The organism is Sphingomonas oligoaromativorans, assembly GCF_011762195.1.
Lineage (GTDB): Bacteria > Pseudomonadota > Alphaproteobacteria > Sphingomonadales > Sphingomonadaceae > Solisphingomonas > Solisphingomonas oligoaromativorans.
Window position 1 is genome coordinate 179,214 of record NZ_JAASQK010000004.1, and the last position, 17,888, is coordinate 197,101.

The following is a 17,888-nucleotide window of genomic DNA, read 5'->3' on the forward strand; positions in this document are numbered from 1 at the left end:
GGCCGGATAGCGAATGTGCCGGGCCGCCGACATCCCCTTTGCGCGATGGGCAGCCCCCGGACGATGCCGGGAGCCGTCTCCCGCCGTCAGGCGATGTCGAAGCGATCGAGGTTCATCACCTTCGCCCACGCCGCCACGAAGGCATCGACGAAGGCGCGCTCGGCGTCCGCCGCCGCATAGGCCTCCGCCAGCGCGCGGAGCTGCGAGTTCGAGCCGAAGATGAGATCGACACGCGTGCCGGTCCACTTCGTGTCGCCGCCCTTGCGATCCGAGGCGGCGAAGGTGCCGTCGTCCCTCGCTTCCCATTTCATGCTCGTGCTGGTCTTGAGCAGGTTGACGAGGAAATCGTTGCTCAGCGTCTCCGGCCGGTCGGTGAAAACACCGTGCTTCGATCCGCCGACATTCGCGCCCAGCACGCGCAGGCCGGCGATCAGCACCGTCATCTCCGGCGCCGTCAGCGTCAGCAGGTTGGCGCGGTTGACCAGCAGCTCCTCGGGCGAGATGCTCGTCTCCTCGCCGACATAGTTGCGGAAGCCGTCGATCGTGGGCTCCAGCGGATCGAAGGATTCGGGGTCGGTCTGCGCCTGGCTGGCGTCGACGCGGCCGGGGGTGAAGGGCACGGTCACATCATGGCCGGCCTTTCTCGCCGCCGCCTCGACCGCCGCGCAGCCGCCGAGCACGATCATGTCGGCGAGGCTGATGGTCTTGCCCGATGCGTTGCGGACATGATCGAGCGTCGCGAGCGCGCCGGCGAGTTCCGCCGGTTCGTTGACCGGCCAGTCCTTCTGCGGCGCGATGCGGATGCGCGCGCCATTGGCGCCGCCGCGCTTGTCCGAGCCGCGGAAGGTCGAGGCCGACGCCCAGGCCGTCGCCACCAGCCGCGAGATGGGCAGGCCGGATGCGAGGATCACCTGCTTGAGCCCGGCAACGTCCGCCTCGCCGAGCGGCGCGCCTTCGGCCTTGGGCAGCGGATCCTGCCAGAGGCGCGGCTCGGCCGGCACTTCCGGCCCCAGCAGGCGGATATGCGGCCCCATGTCGCGATGGGTGAGCTTGTACCACGCCTCGGCGAAGGCATGGGCGAACAGATGCTGATCCTCGTAGAAACGACGGGAGATCGGGCCGTAGATCGGATCGAAACGCAACGCGAGATCGGTGGTCAGCATCGTCGGCCGGTGCTTCTTCGATGGATCATGCGCGTCGGGCACATCCTCGGGCGCATCCTTGGCGATCCACTGGTGGGCGCCGGCGGGGCTCTTGGTCAGTTCCCATTCGTGTTCGAACAGATTCTTGAAGAAGAGGTTGGACCATCGGGTCGGCTCCTGCGTCCAGATCACCTCGATGCCGCTGGTGATGGTGTCACCGGCATTGCCCGAGCCGTGGCTGTTGGACCAGCCGAGCCCCTGCATCTCGATGCCCGCGCCTTCCGGCTCCGGCCCGACATATTGCGAAGGATCGGCCGCGCCATGCGTCTTGCCGAAGGTGTGGCCGCCGGCGATCAGCGCGACCGTCTCCTCGTCGTTCATCGCCATGCGCGCGAAAGTCTCGCGGATGTCGACCGCGGCCTTCAACGGATCGGGATTGCCGTTCGGCCCTTCCGGGTTGACGTAGATCAGGCCCATCTGGACGGCCGCCAGCGGGTGCGCCAGATCACGTTCGCCGCTATAGCGCTCGTCGCCGAGCCATTCGCGCTCCGGCCCCCAATAGGTGTCGTTCTCCGGCTCCCAGACGTCGGGGCGGCCGCCGCCGAAGCCTGCGGTCTTGAAGCCCATCGATTCCAGCGCGCAATTGCCGGCCAGCACCAGCAGGTCCGCCCAGGAGAGCTTGCGGCCATATTTCTGCTTGATCGGCCAGAGGAGGATGCGCGCCTTGTCGAGATTGGCGTTGTCCGGCCAACTGTTGAGCGGGGCGAAGCGCTGCTGGCCGGTGCCGGCGCCGCCACGGCCGTCGCCGATGCGATAGGTGCCCGCCGCGTGCCACGCCATGCGGATGAAGAGCGGGCCGTAATGGCCGAAGTCGGCTGGCCACCAATCCTGCGACTCGGTCATCAGCGCGAAGATGTCCTGCTTCACCGCCGCGAGATCGAGCTTCTGGAACTCCCTGGCATAGTCGTAGCCCTGGCCCATCGGGTCGCCGGCGGGCGGGTTCTGGTGGAGGAGCGAGATGTCGAGCTGGTTGGGCCACCATAGCCGGTTGGTCATCTCGAAGAGTACGGCGTTCCCGCGAACCGTGTTGCCCATCGGGCATTTGGCTTCGACGTTCATGATATCCTCTCCTCCGGTGCTTCCCCCGGTTCGGCGTGGATGGTTGTGCCCCACCGCCGGCCTGTCCAATCGTTTAAATCGGTCACAATGATCGAATCCGACGTCCAGCCGGTTCGTATACGAATGGCCCGCATGGTCCGCCATGCGGGCAAGACACGCCGATGACCGGAAGAAAGAAGGATGGGCCTCGTGCGAGGAGAGGCGGCATGAAACGCGCTCCGCCGGGCGATAAGCCCGTTGTATTGGCGGGCCGCTGGCGCTTTGCCGCGCAATCAGATGAGGGAAATGCGAATCCTCCTCTTGATTAGACATCCGTCTCGGCCACTAATGCCGCCCCATGAGCGACGCTGCATTTGACCGCCTTACCGAGCCCCAGCGCGAGGCTTTGCGGCTTGTCGCGCGCGGATTCGAGTCGAAGGAGATCGCTCGCATTCTGGGGATCAGCCCCTATGCGGTGGACACGCGGGTCACGCGCGCCGTCCGCATATTGGGCGCGACCGGCCGCAAGGAGGCCGCCCGGCAGCTCTCCGCCTTTGAGGAAACCACATACGAGCCGCTCGTATACGAGCCGCCATATGCGGACATTCCGCCCTCGCCGGGCCATGCCGAGCCGGACACGACATGGGTTCGGCAGCAGGAGACGGACCGGGGCAATCGGATGCAGGAGGAGCTGGCGCTCTATATCCCGCCCGTCAGATTGTCCCGGAAGATCAAGGGCTGGCCGTTCCCCACGACGGGGAGACCGGAGAATGACCTGAGCATGGCGGAAATCGTGGTCGCAATCGTGATCGCGGCGATCCTGTGCGGGGTTGTCGGCCTGGGCCTGGTCAGTATCGGGCTCGCCGTCCTCGAGAGCGCCGCTCGTTTCATCAGGCTTATCCATTCATGATGGCGGCGCTCCCGGGCGTCCGCCCGGGAGAGAACTCGTGGTTAAACGGCAAGCTCTTTTTTCCTCCGCCTCGGACGTGGCGGAGATGGTCGTCACCAACGAACGCGCCTTCGATGAGGCGATCGAGCTTCAGTGCTCGCTGATCGGCCGCACTTCACGGGCTCGGATCGAGGCGGGGTTGCCGGCGGCGATCTGCCATTCCGCGCTTGAGCGGATGACGGCGGCGCTCTCGGCCACGGTGCAGGCGCGTACCGAGTTCCTGGCGGCGCACGCGGCCTTCGCCGACATGGCGCGCGAACTGCGTATGCCGACCGGTTTCGGCAGTGGGGACGGCTGCCCGGATCAGGTGGCGCCCAACGGCAGCCTTCGGGTCGCCGCCTGACGCCACGCGGACGATCTTGACCCGGCGGGAGGGACATGGCCTTCCTCCCGCATGGTCATCGCCCTCATTTTCGACACGCTCCTCCTGATCGCACTGATCGCGGCGATCTGGAGAGGCGGCACCATCGAGCGATTGGGTGCGGCTTTATGTATTCTCGCCACGGTCCTGACCGTCGTCAGCAGCCCGCTTCGCATCCGCTTCCAGGGGGTGCGGCTGGACTTGCTGACGATCGATATGGCGACGCTGCTGGCCTTCGTCGCGCTAGCGCGAGCGAGCCGTCGGTTCTGGCCGATCTGGGCAGCGGGGCTCCAGATGCTCTCCATCATCTGCATGACGGCGGAGGCGCTGGCACCCGACAATCTGGCCTACGCCTACGCGGAGCAGGTGTGGTCATGGGGGATCGTGGTGCTGATCGTCGTCGTTTCTCTGCGGCACGACGCGACCTCGAAGGGGCGCGGCTCATCGCGCAACTGGTCCGAGGGGCCTGCGGAGAACGAGCGGACCGGATCGCCGACCGGCTCCTGATCCGTTTCGAGAGCGTAGGGGACGTTCTGGCGGCGGACCCATCCCTGCTGGCGGGGATGCTGGAGGACGAGCCGGAGGCGGCGCAGGTGCTGGAGGCGGCGCGCTCGACGATGCGCTACGCGGTCCGGCAGACGGCGATGCGGGGGCCGCCGCTGGAGCAGGGCGACGCCCTGATCGACTATCTCACCATGACCATGGCGCATGAGCCGCGCGAGCTGTTCCGCGTGCTCTATCTCGACGCGCGGCTCTGGCTGATCCGCGACGAGATGCTGGGCATGGGCACCATTCGGGAAGCGCCGGCCTATCCGCGGGAGATATTCCGCAGGGCCTTCGAGCTGAAGGCGGCGGCGATGATCCTCGTACACAGCCACCCGAGCGGCGATCCGCGGCCGAGCAAGGCCGATCTGGACCTGACGCGGCGCCTCATGGCGATCGCCGCGGAGGTGGACGTGCCGATCAAGGATCATCTGGTGGTGACCCGATCGGGCTGGCTGAGCTTCAAGGCGGAGGGGCTGCTGTGAACGACCGGCGCGACTGAACTGGATTTCCTTCCTTCCCAGGGGTGGGGCGCGTGTCTGTTGGCCGCCACCCGATACAGGCAATGGATATTGCACATGTCAGAAAGCGTTATCACGCCTCGCGGCGAGAACAGGGCCGAGGATCTCGGCACGATCGCAGCGATGTTCGGCACCATGTTGTCGGATCGTCCGGCGAGCGGCGAGGGGGCCGTTCAGGGCTTTCCGGCATCGGAGATCGATCTGGCCCGCAGGACGCTCAAGGCCCGGCGGCGACGGGAGGAGCTTCTCGGGCGGGAGTTCGGGCTCGATCTGCCCTGGTACGTCCTGCTCGATCTCTATGTCGCGGCGGCGGAGGGGCGGCGCGTGTCGGTGACGGCGGCCTCGCTGGCGGCCGGGGGGGCGCCCAGTTCGGGGCTGCGCATGGTGTCGCGGATGGTCGAAGCAGGGCTGCTCAATCGTTCGCCCGACATCTGCGACGGCCGGCGGAGCTGGGTCACCCTGTCGAGCCGTTCGCTCGACACCGTGCGTCGCCTGCTCGAGACGGAGCCGGGCTCACCCGTGCCGGCGAGGCTCTGACCGTCTTTCGCGGATCGCCGGCCTGCACATCGCGGGCGAGATGTGGCCGGAAGCGACCATGCGCAGGGGAACTCGAAGAAGCATTCTGCGGAACAGGATCGCTTTTGGGCCTGCCGGGAAAAAGCTATCGCAGGGCTCGACATGTTTCACGGCGAGGCCTTGTGAGTACTGCGCTTTCCACACCCTGCGATCGCGGACAGGCCGAGGCGGCCTCCGGCGGATCGGTGCGGCACCCCAACTGGACGATCGCGGCGACGATGCTGGCCTCCAGCCTCGCCTTCATCGACGGCTCGGTGACCAACGTCGCGCTGCCCGCGATCGGACACGATCTCCAGGCCGGCCCGGCCAACCTGCCGTGGATCATCAGCGCCTATCTGCTGCCACTTTCCGCGCTGCTGCTGCTCGGCGGCGCGGCGGGGGACCATTTCGGGCGACGGCGTGTGCTGATCGGCGGCATCGCGCTGTTCACGCTAGCCTCGATCGGCTGCGCGCTGGCTCGTTCCACGGAGGCGCTGCTCGCGGCGCGGATGATGCAGGGCGTCGGCGCGGCGATCCTCATGCCCAACAGCCTCGGCATTCTCGGCAGCTCGTTCGAAGGGGAGGCGCGTGGCCGGGCGGTGGGCACCTGGGCGTCGGCCGGGGCCATCGCCAGCGCGATCGGTCCGCCGATGGGCGGCTGGCTGGTGGAGACGGTGGGCTGGCGCGCGATCTTCTATCTGAACGTGCCGGTCGCCGCCGCCGCGATCCTGATCGCCTTGCTCGCTCTGGAGGAGAGCGCCGAGGGTGAGGGCGGGCTCGACTGGATCGGCGCGTTGCTGGCGACGGCGGCGCTCGGCGCGCTGACCTGGGGGCTGACGCTCTGGTCAAGCCATCACGGGGCGTCGGTCAGCTCCTGGGTGGGGCTGCTCGGCGGGATCGTCCTGCTGCTGCTCTTCCTGCTGGTCGAGCATCGGCTCGGCGAGCGTGCCATGATGCCGCTGACGCTGTTCGGATCGCGCCCGTTCGTGGGGCTGACCGCGCTGACGCTGCTGCTTTACGGCGCGCTCGGGGGGCTGCTGGTGCTGTTGCCCTATCTGTTGATCGTCGGCGGTGGATACAGCCCCTTGCAGGCGGGCTTCGCGTTGCTGCCCTTCTCGATCGTGATCGGCACGGTGTCCCGGCTCGCGGGGAGGCTGACGGGGCGGCTGGGGCCGCGCTGGCCTTTGTCGATCGGGCCGCTTGTCACCGGCATCGGTTTCGCGCTGATGCTGCGGGCCGATCCACGGGCGAGCTACTGGACGAGCATCCTGCCGGCCATCGCGGTGATCGCGGCGGGTATGGCGGGCGCGGTCGCCCCGCTGACGACGGCCGTCCTCTCCTCGGTGGACCGCCGCCACACGGGCACGGCCTCGGGCTTCAACAGCGCCATCGCCCGGACCGGCGGCCTGATCGCGACCGCCCTGGCGGGAGCGGTGATCGCCGCGGCCGGCACGCAGCTTCTATATGCTTTCCACGCGGCCGCCGTGGTGGCGGCGGTGCTCGCCATCGCTTCGGGGATCATCGCTTTCCTGACGCTCGGCCCGGCGGAGCGGTGATCGCGGGCGGGAAAGCGACAGCCCGTGGGATATCGCCCTCTAGCGGCGCATGGTGCTGGAACGGGGCGGCCTGCCTGTCGGTTATGAGCGGAAGAGGAGGAGCCTTCATGGTCGACAAGCATTCGCCTCGCCGCACAGACAGGGACGAGCATGGCGGGCTCGGCGATGTCCGGGAAGCGCTGGACGCGGACAGTCATGGCACGCTCAAGGCCGATCCCTCGAACGAGGACGCCAAGCTCGACATCGGCCTCGACGAGAGCTTCCCGACGTCGGACACGCCTTCGCAGGTCCATGCCGGATCGAGCGAGCCCGCCCCCTCATCGGGCTATGACGAGGCTTCGGAACAGGCGATCCTCAGGCGGCGGGCACGGATGCAGTCTCTTGTAGGCGGCCTCCCGTGGATCGGGGCGGGCATCGCGGCGCTTGCGGCCGGCGTGTTCGCTACGAGGTGGGTGCGTCGCGGCTGATGGCGGCTCGCTCCCGGCGGAGCAGGTAGGTGTCCATGATCCAGCCGTGCGCCTGCCGAAGCTCGGCCCGGCGCGCCATGATCTCGGGGCCTGCCGTGGCGAGCGGTCCCCGGATCAGCACTTGTTGCGGCATGGCGAGATAGGCGCCCCACCAGATGGACATCCCGTCGGCCGCGAGGCCCTGAAAGGCACAGCCTCCGTCCAGCATCACCACGACGCTGTCCGCTTCGTCCGGCCAGCCCCGTTCGCGGAGTTGCCGCCCCGTGGTGATGAGCACCGGCCGGGCCAGTTCGTTGAGGCAGATGCCATGGGCGGCGGTCAGTGCCTGAATGCTGGTGATGCCCGGTACGACGTGGATTGCGACGGAGCCTAGCCGGGCCGCGATGCGCAGGCTGCTGTCGTAGAGCGAGGGATCGCCCCAGACGAGCAGGGCGACCGATCCTCCATCGGGCAGATGCCGCCCGATCTCCCGCATCCAGATCGCGGCGATGGCGTCGTGCCAGGCGTCCACGGCGTCGAGATAGGGGAGCGTCGCGGCGCGTTCGGGCATGTCGAACTCCGCCACATGGGTCGGGCCGGTCAGTATCTCGGCGCAGATCGTCCGGCGCAGGTCGAGCAGGTCCGATTTCGCATCTCCCTTGCGGGGGAGCAGGATGAGGTCGGCCGCATTCATCGCCTTGATCGCGGCGAGCGTGAGATGATCGGGATGGCCCGTGCCGATGCCGATGAGCGCAAGCCGGATCATGCCGGGGCTCCCCCCGTCGCAACGAGGTGGAAGAATGTGCCGGTGACGTGGCCTCGCCGGGAGCCGCCGGCGGAGACGGCCTGGCCTTCCGCGTCGGTGACGTCGGCAAGGGGTTCGTCGGGCTGCTCGATGATGCCGGCGTAGCGAAACTCGTGCCCGCGCAGCACGGTGCCGGCGGCGATCGCGCCGACCGGGGTATGGAGGCGCGCTCTCCTGTAGCCGAGATGGAGGCGCCGTTCCGCATGGCTGGAGACGAGGCCCAGCAGCCCCGCCATCCTATGGCTTTCACCCTGCGCATCGATGAGCGCGGCACCGAGCACCATATAACCGCCGCACTCGCCATGGACCGGCTTGCGCATGGCATGATCGCGCAGCCCCGTCAGGAAGCGCACCGCGGCGGCGATGCGGCCGGCATGAAGCTCGGGATAGCCGCCGGGCAGCCAGACGATATCCGCATCGCGAGCCGGCGCCTCGTCGGCCAGCGGGGAGAAGGGCAGGATCTCCGCTCCCGCCGCGCGCCAGCCTTCCAGCAGATGGGCATAAACGAAGGAGAAGGCGACGTCCTGCGCCAGCGCGATCCGCTGTCCGGGCGGCGTGCAGTGAAGCGGCGGCGCTTCCGTGCATTCGGCCTGCGTGAGGGCCTGGACGGCGGGCAGATCGACATGGGCGGTCACGATATCCGCGAGCCGATCGAGCCACTGGCCGAGATCGGGATGCTCGGCGGCCTGCACCAACCCGAGATGCCGCTCCGGCAACCGGATGTCGGGCAGGCGGGGAATGGCGCCCAGCACGGCGATGCCCGTCTGCTCCATCGCGCCCCGGATCAGGCGCTCGTGCCGTTCGCTTGCGACCCGATTGAGGATGACGCCCGCGACATGGACGTCCGGGCGGAAGCCCCGCAGGCCCTGCGCGACGGCGGCGGCGGACTGGCTCTGGCCGGAGACGTCCATCACCAGCAGCATCGGCCAGCCGAGTTGCGCGGCGATGTCGGCGGTTGCGCCATGGCCCGTCTCGCCGGGCGCCGCCGCGCCGTCGAACAGGCCCATGGCGCCCTCCGCGATCGCGAAATCCGCTCCGCCCGCCTGTCCGGCGATCGCATCGAGGAGAGGGGCTCCCATCGCCCATCCATCGAGATTGAAGGCTAGGCGCCCGCAGGCGGCGGCGTGGAAGGCGGTGTCGATATAGTCGGGGCCGGTCTTGAAGGGCTGTACCCGGAGCCCGGCCCGCGTGAAGGCGCGCATCAGCCCGAGCGATAGCATCGTCTTGCCGGAGCCCGATCGCGGCGCGGCGATGACCAGCCCGGTCATTCCCCCGATCCGGCGAAGCGCGAGTCCGCCGTCGCCGGGCGGAAACGGCGGTCATAGCCGGGGGCGTAGAGGCTGCTCTCGGCGAACCCCTCCGCATCGAGCGCCGGGCCGATCAGGATCAGCGCCGTGCGTTCCGGCGCGCCGGCCCCGGCGCAGGCGGCCTCCATCGTGCCGAGCGTGGCGCGGATGATCCGCTCGTCCGGCCAACTCGCGCGCCACACGATCGCGACGGGGCATTCCGCGCCATAGGCGGGCAGGAGATCGCGGGCCACCTGCGCCAGATTGTGAATCGAGAGATGGATGGCGAGCGTCGCGCCGGTTGCGCCGAAGGCGGCCAGCGTCTCTCGTGGCGGCATGGTGCTGGCGCGTCCGGGGGTGCGGGTGAGGATGACGGACTGCGCCAGCTCGGGCAGCGTCAGCTCGACGCCGAGCGTCGCGGCGGCGGCCGCGAAGGAGGGGACGCCCGGCGTCACCGTGAAGGCGATCCCCTCCGCGCGAAGACGCCGGATCTGCTCGCCCATCGCGGACCAGACCGAAAGATCGCCCGAATGGAGCCGCGCGACATCCTGTCCGGCGTCATCGGCCTCGCGGCAGAGCGCGATGATGTCATTGAGCGTGAGCGGGGCGGTGTTCACGATATGCGCGCCGGGCGGGCAATGGCCGAGCACCGCCTCGGGCACCAGCGACCCCGCATAGAGGCAGACGGGGCATCGTGCGATCAGGTCTCGGCCGCGCAGCGTCAGCAGGTCGGGCGCGCCGGGGCCGGCGCCGATGAAGTGGACGGTCATGCGGGAAGTCCTTCGGCAAGCGCGCATGTCGCCAGGCGATCCGGCGAGATGTGGCGGGAGGAGAGGAGACGGGCGCCGGAACCGGCCGCCACGAGCGCGGACGCTTCGGCGACGCTGCCGGTGCTATGGGCGGTGAGACTGCGGAGGGAGCGGGTGGGCGTCGCCACGCCGGCGAGCGCTTCGGGCTCCAGCGGGATGAAGGGGAGGCCCAGCGCTTCGGCCAGCAGGATGAGAAGCGGGGCTTTCGAGCGCGGGCCGGCCAGCGCGTCGATGGCCCCTGCCTGTGCCGATGCCACCGCCAGCGCCGTGCGCAGGGAAGCGATGTCCGCGCCCGAGCGATAGCCGAAGCCGGCAACGATCACAGCGTCACGCTCCATTGCGTGATGGGATAGGAGGATCGCCATCCGCGCTTCGCCCCGAGCGGGCTCGCGGTGGCCAGTTCGATGCGCAGCAATTCTCCGCCTTTGCGGGCGTGCCACGACGCCAGCAACGCTTCGGATTCCAGCGTGACGGCGTTGGCCACCAGCCGCGTTCCAGACATCGTTCGGAGCGCTTCGAGCAACGGCTCGCCGAGACCGCCGCCGATGAAGATCGCATCCGGCTTCGGAAGGTCCGCGAGGCCATCCGGCGCGCGCGCTTCGATCACCCGGAGCCGGTCGACCCCCAGCCGCGCCGCATTGGCGCGCGCGCGGGCGGCGCGGACGGGATCGGCCTCGATGCCGATCGCCTGCGTCGAGGAATAAGCGAGCAGCCATTCGATCGCGACCGATCCCGATCCGGTGCCGATGTCCCACAGCATCTCGCCCGGTCGTGGCGCGAGAGCGGAGAGCGTCAGCGCGCGGATCGGGCGTTTGGATATCTGCTGGTCATGCTCGAACCAGTCGTCGGCCAGCCCCGAAGCGCGCGGCATCACCCGGCCTTCGCCCGCGAAGGCGATGCCGACCGCGACGGGATGGGCGATATCGTCGAACGCCAGCATTTTGGCTGTCGCGGCACGCACCCGTTCGCGAGGGCCGCCGAGCGCCTCCATCACATGGAGTTCCGATGCGCCGAAGCCTTGCTCGACGAGATAATCGGAGAGCGCGGCCACCGCCGCACCGTCCCTCACCAGCACGATCGCGCGCCGTCCGGTGGCCATGCTCGGCCGCAGTCGCGCCAGAGGAGCGGCGTGGAGGCCATGGCATTCCGTCTCGGCAAGCGGCCAGCCGAGCCGCGCGGCGGCGAGCGCGAAGGTGGAGATGTTCGGATGGGCGATCCATTCCCCCCGATCGAGATGACGCGTGAGGGTCGTGCCGGCCCCGAACCAGAAGGGGTCACCCGAAGCGAGCAGCACGGTGGGGTGCCCCCGCCGCGCCAGCAGGGCGGGAATGCCGTCCTCGAAAGGCGCTGGCCAAGGGTGAAGCCCGGCCCTAAGGGGCGGCAACAGGGCCAGATGGCGGGGGGCTCCGGTGACGAACGCGGCTTGTTCCAGCGCTTCACGCGCCGCGCGGGAGAGGCCATCCATGCCGTCCTCCCCGATGCCGACGATGGTGAGCCACGGGCCTTCAGGAGACATGGACATGCGCAACATCCTGATCCTGGGAGGAACCACCGAGGCCAGCGCGCTGGCCGCCGCCCTGGCGGAACGGGGCGAGCGTGCGCTGCTGAGCTATGCGGGGCGGATCGGGCGTCCGCGCGCGCAGCCGGTGCCGATCCGCGTCGGCGGCTTCGGCGGGGTGGCCGGGCTGGCGGATTTCCTGCGGCAGGAGCGGATCACGCATCTCGTCGATGCGACCCACCCCTTCGCCGTGACGATGAGCGCCAACGTCGTCGCGGCGGCGCGGGAGGCGGGCGTGGGCCACATCCTCCTGACGCGCCCGGCATGGACGCCCGTCGCGGGCGATCGCTGGAGGTCCGTGCCCGACATCGCTGCCGCCGTCGCCGCGCTTGCGGGGCCGCCGCGTCGCGTGATGCTCGCGCTGGGGCGGATGCACGTCGAGGCCTTCGCCGCCCGGCCGCAGCATCATTATCTGCTGCGCTTCGTCGATGAGCCGGACGTCCCGCCGGCCTTGCCGCGTCACAGCCTCGTCATCGATCGGGGGCCGTTCAGCGTCGAGGGCGATCTTCGCCTGATGCGTGAGCAGGCGATCGATCTGCTGCTCTGCAAGAATGCGGGCGGCGGCGGGGCGGAAGCGAAGCTGATCGCGGCACGCAGGCTCGGCCTGCCGGTGCTGTTGATCGATCGCCCGTCGATGCCCGCGGCACGGATCGTCCACAAGGTCGACGCGGTGCTCGACTGGCTGGATCATCCGGCCGACCTCGGCGTGTAGAGGATCGGCGCTCCGGGCCGCGCGATCAGACGCGTGCGGCTGGAGCCGACGATCACCATCGTCCGCATGTCCGCCATATCGGGCATGGCCTCACCCAGCGTCACGATGCGCAGCGCCTCCTCCGGCGTCGAGACGGCGCGCGCGAAGAGGATGAGGCGCGCATCCCCGCACTCCTCGCGCAGCACCGCGAGGGCGCGGGCGAACCCCTCCGGCCGGGCGCGGGAGCGCGGGTTGTAGAAAGCCATCGCGAAATCCGCCTGTGCCGCCAGCCTCAGGCGCCGCTCGATCAGCGGCCAGGGCTTCAGATTGTCGGAAAGGTTGATCGCGCAAAAATCATGCCCCAGCGGCGCGCCGGCTCGCGCGGCGGCGGCGAGCATCGCGGTGATCCCCGGCAGCACGCGGATGTTGAGCGTGCGCCAATGGTCGGGGCCGGCCTCCAGAGCCTCGAACAGGGCGGATGCCATGGCGAACACCCCCGGATCGCCCGAAGATACCACCGCCACACGCCGCCCCTCCGCCGCGAGCCCGAGCGCGAAGGCCGCGCGCTCCAGCTCCACGCGATTGTCCGAAGCGTGGAGCGTCAGCCCCTCGCGCGGCGTGATCCGCGCCACATAGGGGCCATAGCCGACGATGTCGGTCGCCTCCGCCAGCGTGGCGGAAACCTCAGGTGTGATCAGTGCCTCGCCACCGGGGCCGAGCCCCGTGACCGCGACCCAGCCGCTCATGGCCGTCGCCCCTGTCCGTGGATCAGCAGGATCGAGAAATAGGCGGCGACTTCATCCGCTTCCGCGAGCTGCGTGACGCGCTGCTCCGCCATTGTGGCATATTCCACGAGCCAGGCGGCATCCTGCTTCCCCGCCGCCTCCACCGCACGGCGGAGCTTGGCGAGATTGCGGCCGATCTTCATCACCGCCAGCGCGTCGGTGTCGCGGATGCGGCGGGCGAGTTCCTGTTCGGGCAACGTCGCCATGAGGACGGTCAGCACGTCGTCGCCCCAACTGATCGGGGTGCCGCTCGCCGTCCAGGCGCCGGACAGGCCGGTGATCCCCGGCACGATCTTGACCGGCGCCAATCCCGACACCCGGCTGTGGAGGTGCATGAAGGAGCCGTAGAAGAAGGGATCGCCCTCGCACAGCACGACGACATCCTCACCGGAAGCCGCCAGGGTGGCGAGGTGGGCCGTGCAGTCTTCGTAAAAGGCGGAGAGCAGGGCGATATAGCGTGGATCGGAGAAAGGGATTTCGGTCGTCACCGGATAGTCCATCGCGAACTCGACGGCGTCCGGGTGGAGCATCCCCTCGACGATCCGGCGGGCATGGCCCTGTCGCCCGGCCTTGCGGAAATAGGCGATGTGCCGCGTCGCCCGGACGAGGCGATCGGCGCGGACGCTCATGAGATCCTGCGCGCCCGGCCCCAGCCCGACGCCGTGGATGGTGCCCATGCTCATTCGAGGGGGCTCGCCAGGGCGTTGACGGCGGCGACGGTGATCGCGCTTCCGCCGAGCCGTCCGGCGACGATGCAGCTCGGGGCGGGGAGCGCCTCCCACAGCGCATCTTTGGATTCCGCCGCGCCGACGAAGCCCACCGGGCAGCCGATGATCGCCGCCGGGCGTGGGCAGGCTGGGTCTTCCAGCATGGTGAGCAGATGGAACAGCGCGGTCGGCGCATTGCCGATGGCGACCAGCGCACCTTCCAGATGCGGCCGCCACAGCTCGACGGCGGCGGCCGAGCGCGTGGTGCCGAGGGTGCGCGACAGTTCGGGCACCGCCGGGTCGTTCAGCGTGCAGAGGATCGGATTGGCGGCGGGCAGGCGCGCGCGGGTGATGCCTTCGGACACCATGCGCGCATCGCACAGGATCGGCGCGCCGCCTTCCAGCGCCGCGATCGCAGCCTCCGCGAAGCCGGGTGAAAAGCGGATATGCGCCGCCAGTTCCACCATGCCGGCGGCGTGGATCATGCGGACGGCGACGCGCTCTTCCGCGCCCGCGAAGCCGCCGAGATCGGCCTCCGCGCGGATGGTGCGGAACGACTGGCGATAGATGGCGGCCCCGTCGGTTTCATAGGCATAGGGCATCAGGAGGCTCCGAAGAGGGCGGATATCTGGTCGGGTGCGAGCCCTTCGCGGAGCGGCGGCGCTCCGGCGCGGGCCTGGCGTGCGAGGTCGAAGCGGCCGTGGCGCCCGGTGAGGACGACATCCGCCGCGCCGGGGCAGGCGCAGCCCTTGCCGCATCCCGAGACATGCAGATGGCCCTCGACATGCGGAGCCAGCCGGAGGGCGAGTGGCCGGGTGGCGACGGTCGCCTGCGGGCAGTCGGGGGAGCCGGGGCAGGCGTCCACCCGGAGCAGCGGATCGTCGGGATCGGCGAAGGGATGGGCGGCGGGACGGGCGCCCTCCAGGATCAGCCCGCGCCACGGCGTCAGGCGGATGGCCCGGACGTCGCTGTCCGACAGGCAGGAAGCCAGTTCCCCAGCCTCGATCTGACCGAAAGATGCACCCCTGAAGAGGCCGTCTGCGGCACGGATCGTCTCGCCGCGCGAGCGGGGAGGCAGGGGCGCGACGGCCGTGCCCATGATCGGCGGGGGAGCGGCGTGGCGCGCCATGCGGCCGGAGATCGGCCCGCCGGTGGCGACGAACCAGCGCGCGAGCGCCACCAGCGCGTCGACCTCGGTGCCGGCCTCGACCGGAATGCCCTCTGCGCGCCCGTCGGCGCGCAGGATCAATCCGCCGTTGGCCCCCCGTTCGAACCGGAAATCCGCCGATGCGTTCGACAAGGCGGGTGCCACTCCCGCATCGATGGCGACGCCCATCTTCGCCGGAAGCCCCGGCACCTCGTCGATCCGTTCCAGCAGCGCGATCGCGATCCGGTGGGTGTCGTCGCCTTCCCGCCAGTCGGGGTTCAGCATGACATTCCGTCGGGCCTCGCGTTCCGGTGCCGGATCGACGAGGCTGGTCGCGACCAGCAGTTCGATCAGCGGTTGCCAGTTCGCTTCGGCCACGCCCCGGATCTGGAGCGCGGCGCGGTTGGTGAGATCGATCCGGCCATTGCCGTACCGTGTCACCGCATGATGCAGCGCCATCGCTTGCGCACGATCGAGCCGGCCGAGCGGGGGACGGATGCGGATCAGCCAGCCGTCGCCGGCCTCCATCGGCCGCCACGCGGTGGGACACCAGCCGCGGATCAGATGACCGCCGATCCTCTGCGGGGGATGCTCGGATGGATCTCGCACGCCTTCGCCTTCCACACGTCGCCCGGCGGACACGCGGCCGACACCACGCGCCCTTGCGGCAAACCGTCGCTCATGCGGAAAACCGAGCCTCGATCTCTCCCTGGATCAAGGCGGAGCGACCCTTGCGGCGGCAGGTCTCCTGGCTCACGGGTCGTCGCTCGATGCATACCTTCCCGGAGCAGGCTCCAGTGGCTGACCCGCCATGGCCGACGGGTCTCATGCATCTCGCTCGCCGCTTACAGTTGCAGGGACAGCCATGGAGTTGGGCCGAAACCCGCACCATATTCCCTATTAAGCCCCGAGGGGCACCGTCGCGATCGATGGAGGCGGGCGATGCCCGCTTCCGGTCGTGAGCCATAAAGGCTGAACGAGGGTCTGGAAAGACGCTCTGCTCGAAATCGGTTGTTCGAGGGCGGCAAGCCCGCCTAGGTTCGGCGCCGTCACGTTCATTCGCTGCCCGGAAGACACCATGCCGATCATCTCGTTGAAGGGCCTCGCCAAGACCTACCGGACGGGCCATGTCGCCCTCCAGCCCACCGATCTGGATATCGAGAAGGGCGAGATCTTCGCCCTGCTGGGGCCGAACGGTGCCGGCAAGACGACGCTCATCAGCATCGTGTGCGGCACGGTGACGGCGAGCGGAGGCGAGGCGCTGGTCGACGGGCACGACATCCGCCGCGACTATCGCGCCGCGCGTTCGATGATCGGGCTGGTGCCGCAGGAAATCTCGCTCGATATCTTCATGACCGTCTGGAACTCGGTGCGGTTGAGCCGGGGGCTGTTCGGGCGCGCGGCCGATCCAGCCTATCTGGAACAGTTGCTCCGCGATCTTTCGCTGTGGGACAAGCGCGACGCCAAGGTGATCGAGCTGTCCGGCGGCATGAAGCGGCGCGTGATGATCGCCAAGGCGCTGAGCCACGAGCCCGACATCCTCTTCCTCGACGAGCCGACCGCCGGTGTGGACGTCTCGCTCCGGCGCGACATGTGGGCGCTGGTCCGCAAGCTGCGCGACAAGGGCACGACCATCATCCTCACCACCCATTATATCGAGGAGGCCGAGGAGATGGCCGATCGCGTCGGCGTGATCGACAAGGGGCGCCTGATGCTGGTCGAGCGGACCGAAGACCTGATGCACAAGCTCGGCAAGCGACAGCTCACCCTCTCGCTTCCGTCGCCGCTGGAGGCGGTTCCGGCGGCGCTCGCCGACTGGCCGCTGGAGCTGGCGGACGGGGGCAACAGGCTCGTCTACAGCTTCGACAGCCACGCGGAGGACAATGGAATGCCGGCCCTGCTCAAGCGACTGGACGAACTGGGCATCGGCTTCTCCGACCTCGACACGAGCCGGAGTTCGCTCGAAGACATCTTCGTCGGCCTCGTGGAGCAGCAGGCATGAGCGCGCGCGGCTTCAACGCGGTCGGCGTCTGGTCGATCTATCGCACCGAGATGGCGCGCATGGTGCGCACCGTCTGGCAGAGCATCGCCACGCCGGTCATCACCACGGCGCTCTATTTCATCGTCTTCGGCGGCGCGATCGGCTCGCGGATGCAGCATGTCGGCGGCGTCGGCTATGGCGCGTTCATCGTGCCGGGGCTCGTGATGCTGTCCCTGCTGACCCAGAGCATCTCGAACGCGTCGATCGCCATCTACTTCCCGAAATTCACGCGGACGGTGTTTGAGATCCTCTCCGCGCCGATCTCGCCGGGGGAGGCGGTGCTTGCTTATGTCGGCGCGGCGGCGACCAAGTCGATCATCCTGGCGCTCATCATCCTCGTGACCGCCACCTTCTTCGTGCATCTCGAAATTCAGCATCCGCTCTGGATGATCGCCTTCCTGGTGCTGACGGCGGTCGCCTTCGCGCTGTTCGGCTTCATCATCGGCATCTGGGCGGAGAATTTCGAGCAGCTCGCGATCGTGCCGTCGCTGGTCATCACGCCGCTCACCTTTCTGGGCGGGGCCTTCTATTCGATCGACATGCTGCCCCAGCCATGGCGGACGGTGAGCCTGTTCAACCCCGTCGTCTATCTGGTCAGCGGCTTCCGCTGGAGCTTCTACGGGCTGGGCGACGTGGGCGTGGAGAAGAGCCTGATCTTCACCATCCTGTTCATCGGCCTGTGCCTTGGCCTGCTCGTCTGGATCTTCCGAACCGGCTATCGCCTCAAGCCCTGACACGCAGCGTCTTGCCCCCGGCGGCCGGATCGGCCTATGCAGGTATGATAACGCTAACAGACGTGTGGAGAGGGGCCATGGAAGTCCCAACGAACCGGGCGAATGCACCGGCCGATCGCGATGGCGATCCGGTCTCCCACGTCTGCGCGCTGGC

At 68.9% G+C, this 17,888-nt stretch carries 20 protein-coding genes and 1 riboswitch; of the genes, 10 read left to right on the forward strand and 10 right to left on the reverse strand.

Annotated elements, in window-relative coordinates; genetic code table 11:
* Nucleotides 1–86: 86 nt before the first annotated feature.
* Entirely contained in the window at nt 87–2,261 is a 2,175-nt protein-coding gene (gene katG / locus FHS98_RS09525; RefSeq protein WP_167103522.1) for a catalase/peroxidase HPI, read from the reverse strand.
* Between the two features lie 337 nt (nt 2,262–2,598).
* Here katG and FHS98_RS09530 point away from each other — a divergent pair, with 337 nt between their 5' ends.
* The 7 genes from FHS98_RS09530 (at nt 2,599) to FHS98_RS09560 (ending at nt 7,192) form a co-directional block, all read left to right on the forward strand.
* Entirely contained in the window at nt 2,599–3,150 is a 552-nt protein-coding gene (locus FHS98_RS09530; RefSeq protein WP_167103525.1) for a helix-turn-helix domain-containing protein, read from the forward strand.
* Nucleotides 3,151–3,226: 76 nt separating this feature from the next.
* Nucleotides 3,227–3,532, forward strand: coding sequence for a hypothetical protein (locus FHS98_RS09535; RefSeq protein WP_167103528.1), 306 nt, complete (start codon nt 3,227–3,229; stop codon nt 3,530–3,532).
* Nucleotides 3,533–3,583: 51 nt separating this feature from the next.
* Entirely contained in the window at nt 3,584–4,057 is a 474-nt protein-coding gene (locus tag FHS98_RS09540) for a hypothetical protein (protein ID WP_167103531.1), read from the forward strand.
* A 56-nt stretch (nt 4,058–4,113) separates the two neighbouring features.
* On the forward strand, nt 4,114–4,578 hold the full coding sequence (locus tag FHS98_RS09545) for a JAB domain-containing protein (RefSeq protein ID WP_167103534.1): 465 nt from the start codon (nt 4,114–4,116) through the stop codon (nt 4,576–4,578).
* A gap of 93 nt (nt 4,579–4,671) precedes the next feature.
* Entirely contained in the window at nt 4,672–5,151 is a 480-nt protein-coding gene (locus tag FHS98_RS18810) for a helix-turn-helix domain-containing protein (RefSeq protein WP_167103537.1), read from the forward strand.
* Nucleotides 5,152–5,312: 161 nt separating this feature from the next.
* Complete coding sequence (locus FHS98_RS18815; protein WP_167103540.1) at nt 5,313–6,725, forward strand: MFS transporter; 1,413 nt, start codon at nt 5,313–5,315, stop codon at nt 6,723–6,725.
* Between the two features lie 107 nt (nt 6,726–6,832).
* Complete coding sequence (locus tag FHS98_RS09560; protein WP_167103543.1) at nt 6,833–7,192, forward strand: hypothetical protein; 360 nt, start codon at nt 6,833–6,835, stop codon at nt 7,190–7,192.
* On the opposite strand, the gene cobF is transcribed toward FHS98_RS09560, so the two are convergent.
* The 5 genes from cobF to cbiE are packed head-to-tail and all read right to left on the reverse strand — an operon-like array spanning nt 7,167 to nt 11,593.
* The gene (cobF, locus tag FHS98_RS09565; protein WP_167103545.1) at nt 7,167–7,937 is read right to left on the reverse strand and encodes a precorrin-6A synthase (deacetylating); all 771 of its coding nucleotides are present in this window, start codon (nt 7,935–7,937) and stop codon (nt 7,167–7,169) included. The two genes, FHS98_RS09560 and cobF, sit on opposite strands and share 26 nt — an antisense overlap.
* Complete coding sequence (locus tag FHS98_RS09570) at nt 7,934–9,244, reverse strand: cobyrinic acid a,c-diamide synthase CobB (RefSeq protein ID WP_167103548.1); 1,311 nt, start codon at nt 9,242–9,244, stop codon at nt 7,934–7,936. Before FHS98_RS09570 ends, cobF begins: the two co-directional genes overlap by 4 nt.
* Entirely contained in the window at nt 9,241–10,032 is a 792-nt protein-coding gene (cobM, locus tag FHS98_RS09575; RefSeq protein ID WP_167103551.1) for a precorrin-4 C(11)-methyltransferase, read from the reverse strand. The genes FHS98_RS09570 and cobM overlap by 4 nt, the downstream gene beginning before the upstream one ends.
* Nucleotides 10,029–10,394 carry a cobalamin biosynthesis protein gene (locus tag FHS98_RS09580; RefSeq protein ID WP_167103554.1) on the reverse strand — a complete coding sequence of 122 codons (366 nt, stop codon included), beginning with the start codon at nt 10,392–10,394 and terminating at the stop codon, nt 10,029–10,031. Before FHS98_RS09580 ends, cobM begins: the two co-directional genes overlap by 4 nt.
* On the reverse strand, nt 10,391–11,593 hold the full coding sequence (gene cbiE / locus FHS98_RS09585) for a precorrin-6y C5,15-methyltransferase (decarboxylating) subunit CbiE (protein WP_167103557.1): 1,203 nt from the start codon (nt 11,591–11,593) through the stop codon (nt 10,391–10,393). The genes FHS98_RS09580 and cbiE overlap by 4 nt, the downstream gene beginning before the upstream one ends.
* Here cbiE and FHS98_RS09590 point away from each other — a divergent pair.
* Complete coding sequence (locus FHS98_RS09590; protein ID WP_167103560.1) at nt 11,592–12,341, forward strand: cobalt-precorrin-6A reductase; 750 nt, start codon at nt 11,592–11,594, stop codon at nt 12,339–12,341. The two genes, cbiE and FHS98_RS09590, sit on opposite strands and share 2 nt — an antisense overlap.
* Here the strand turns inward: FHS98_RS09590 and cobJ are convergent.
* Genes cobJ through FHS98_RS09610 form a run of 4 tightly spaced genes read right to left on the reverse strand, consistent with a single transcriptional unit; the run spans nt 12,317 to nt 15,568 of the window.
* The gene (gene cobJ, locus FHS98_RS09595; protein WP_167103563.1) at nt 12,317–13,066 is read right to left on the reverse strand and encodes a precorrin-3B C(17)-methyltransferase; all 750 of its coding nucleotides are present in this window, start codon (nt 13,064–13,066) and stop codon (nt 12,317–12,319) included. The genes FHS98_RS09590 and cobJ overlap by 25 nt on opposite strands.
* Nucleotides 13,063–13,788: a precorrin-2 C(20)-methyltransferase gene (gene cobI / locus FHS98_RS09600; protein ID WP_167103566.1), complete on the reverse strand. Its 726-nt coding sequence runs from the start codon at nt 13,786–13,788 to the stop codon at nt 13,063–13,065. The genes cobJ and cobI overlap by 4 nt, the downstream gene beginning before the upstream one ends.
* Nucleotides 13,785–14,414, reverse strand: coding sequence for a precorrin-8X methylmutase (locus FHS98_RS09605; RefSeq protein WP_167103569.1), 630 nt, complete (start codon nt 14,412–14,414; stop codon nt 13,785–13,787). The genes cobI and FHS98_RS09605 overlap by 4 nt, the downstream gene beginning before the upstream one ends.
* Nucleotides 14,414–15,568: a cobalamin biosynthesis protein CobG gene (locus FHS98_RS09610; protein WP_341786047.1), complete on the reverse strand. Its 1,155-nt coding sequence runs from the start codon at nt 15,566–15,568 to the stop codon at nt 14,414–14,416. The genes FHS98_RS09605 and FHS98_RS09610 overlap by 1 nt, the downstream gene beginning before the upstream one ends.
* Nucleotides 15,569–15,680: 112 nt before the next feature.
* Nucleotides 15,681–15,896: riboswitch (cobalamin riboswitch) on the reverse strand.
* Between the two features lie 141 nt (nt 15,897–16,037).
* Here FHS98_RS09610 and FHS98_RS09615 point away from each other — a divergent pair.
* Complete coding sequence (locus FHS98_RS09615) at nt 16,038–16,961, forward strand: ABC transporter ATP-binding protein (protein WP_167103572.1); 924 nt, start codon at nt 16,038–16,040, stop codon at nt 16,959–16,961.
* Nucleotides 16,958–17,734: an ABC transporter permease gene (locus tag FHS98_RS09620; RefSeq protein ID WP_167103575.1), complete on the forward strand. Its 777-nt coding sequence runs from the start codon at nt 16,958–16,960 to the stop codon at nt 17,732–17,734. The genes FHS98_RS09615 and FHS98_RS09620 overlap by 4 nt, the downstream gene beginning before the upstream one ends.
* Nucleotides 17,735–17,888: the final 154 nt, after the last annotated feature.

Bases quoted from the DNA above. Each gene is read 5' to 3' on its own strand.
- FHS98_RS09560 (WP_167103543.1), top strand. From the start codon at position 6,833: ATGGTCGACAAGCATTCGCCTCGCCGCACAGACAGGGACGAGCATGGC.
- cbiE (WP_167103557.1), bottom strand. From the start codon at position 11,593: ATGTCCATGTCTCCTGAAGGCCCGTGGCTCACCATCGTCGGCATCGGG.
- FHS98_RS09540 (WP_167103531.1), top strand. From the start codon at position 3,584: ATGGTCATCGCCCTCATTTTCGACACGCTCCTCCTGATCGCACTGATC.
- FHS98_RS09570 (WP_167103548.1), bottom strand. From the start codon at position 9,244: ATGACCGGGCTGGTCATCGCCGCGCCGCGATCGGGCTCCGGCAAGACG.
- cobJ (WP_167103563.1), bottom strand. From the start codon at position 13,066: ATGAGCGGCTGGGTCGCGGTCACGGGGCTCGGCCCCGGTGGCGAGGCA.
- FHS98_RS09545 (WP_167103534.1), top strand. From the start codon at position 4,114: ATGCTGGAGGACGAGCCGGAGGCGGCGCAGGTGCTGGAGGCGGCGCGC.
- FHS98_RS09530 (WP_167103525.1), top strand. From the start codon at position 2,599: ATGAGCGACGCTGCATTTGACCGCCTTACCGAGCCCCAGCGCGAGGCT.
- cobI (WP_167103566.1), bottom strand. From the start codon at position 13,788: ATGAGCATGGGCACCATCCACGGCGTCGGGCTGGGGCCGGGCGCGCAG.
- cobF (WP_167103545.1), bottom strand. From the start codon at position 7,937: ATGATCCGGCTTGCGCTCATCGGCATCGGCACGGGCCATCCCGATCAT.
- FHS98_RS09615 (WP_167103572.1), top strand. From the start codon at position 16,038: ATGCCGATCATCTCGTTGAAGGGCCTCGCCAAGACCTACCGGACGGGC.
- FHS98_RS09590 (WP_167103560.1), top strand. From the start codon at position 11,592: ATGCGCAACATCCTGATCCTGGGAGGAACCACCGAGGCCAGCGCGCTG.
- FHS98_RS18810 (WP_167103537.1), top strand. From the start codon at position 4,672: ATGTCAGAAAGCGTTATCACGCCTCGCGGCGAGAACAGGGCCGAGGAT.
- katG (WP_167103522.1), bottom strand. From the start codon at position 2,261: ATGAACGTCGAAGCCAAATGCCCGATGGGCAACACGGTTCGCGGGAAC.
- cobM (WP_167103551.1), bottom strand. From the start codon at position 10,032: ATGACCGTCCACTTCATCGGCGCCGGCCCCGGCGCGCCCGACCTGCTG.
- FHS98_RS09605 (WP_167103569.1), bottom strand. From the start codon at position 14,414: ATGCCCTATGCCTATGAAACCGACGGGGCCGCCATCTATCGCCAGTCG.
- FHS98_RS09620 (WP_167103575.1), top strand. From the start codon at position 16,958: ATGAGCGCGCGCGGCTTCAACGCGGTCGGCGTCTGGTCGATCTATCGC.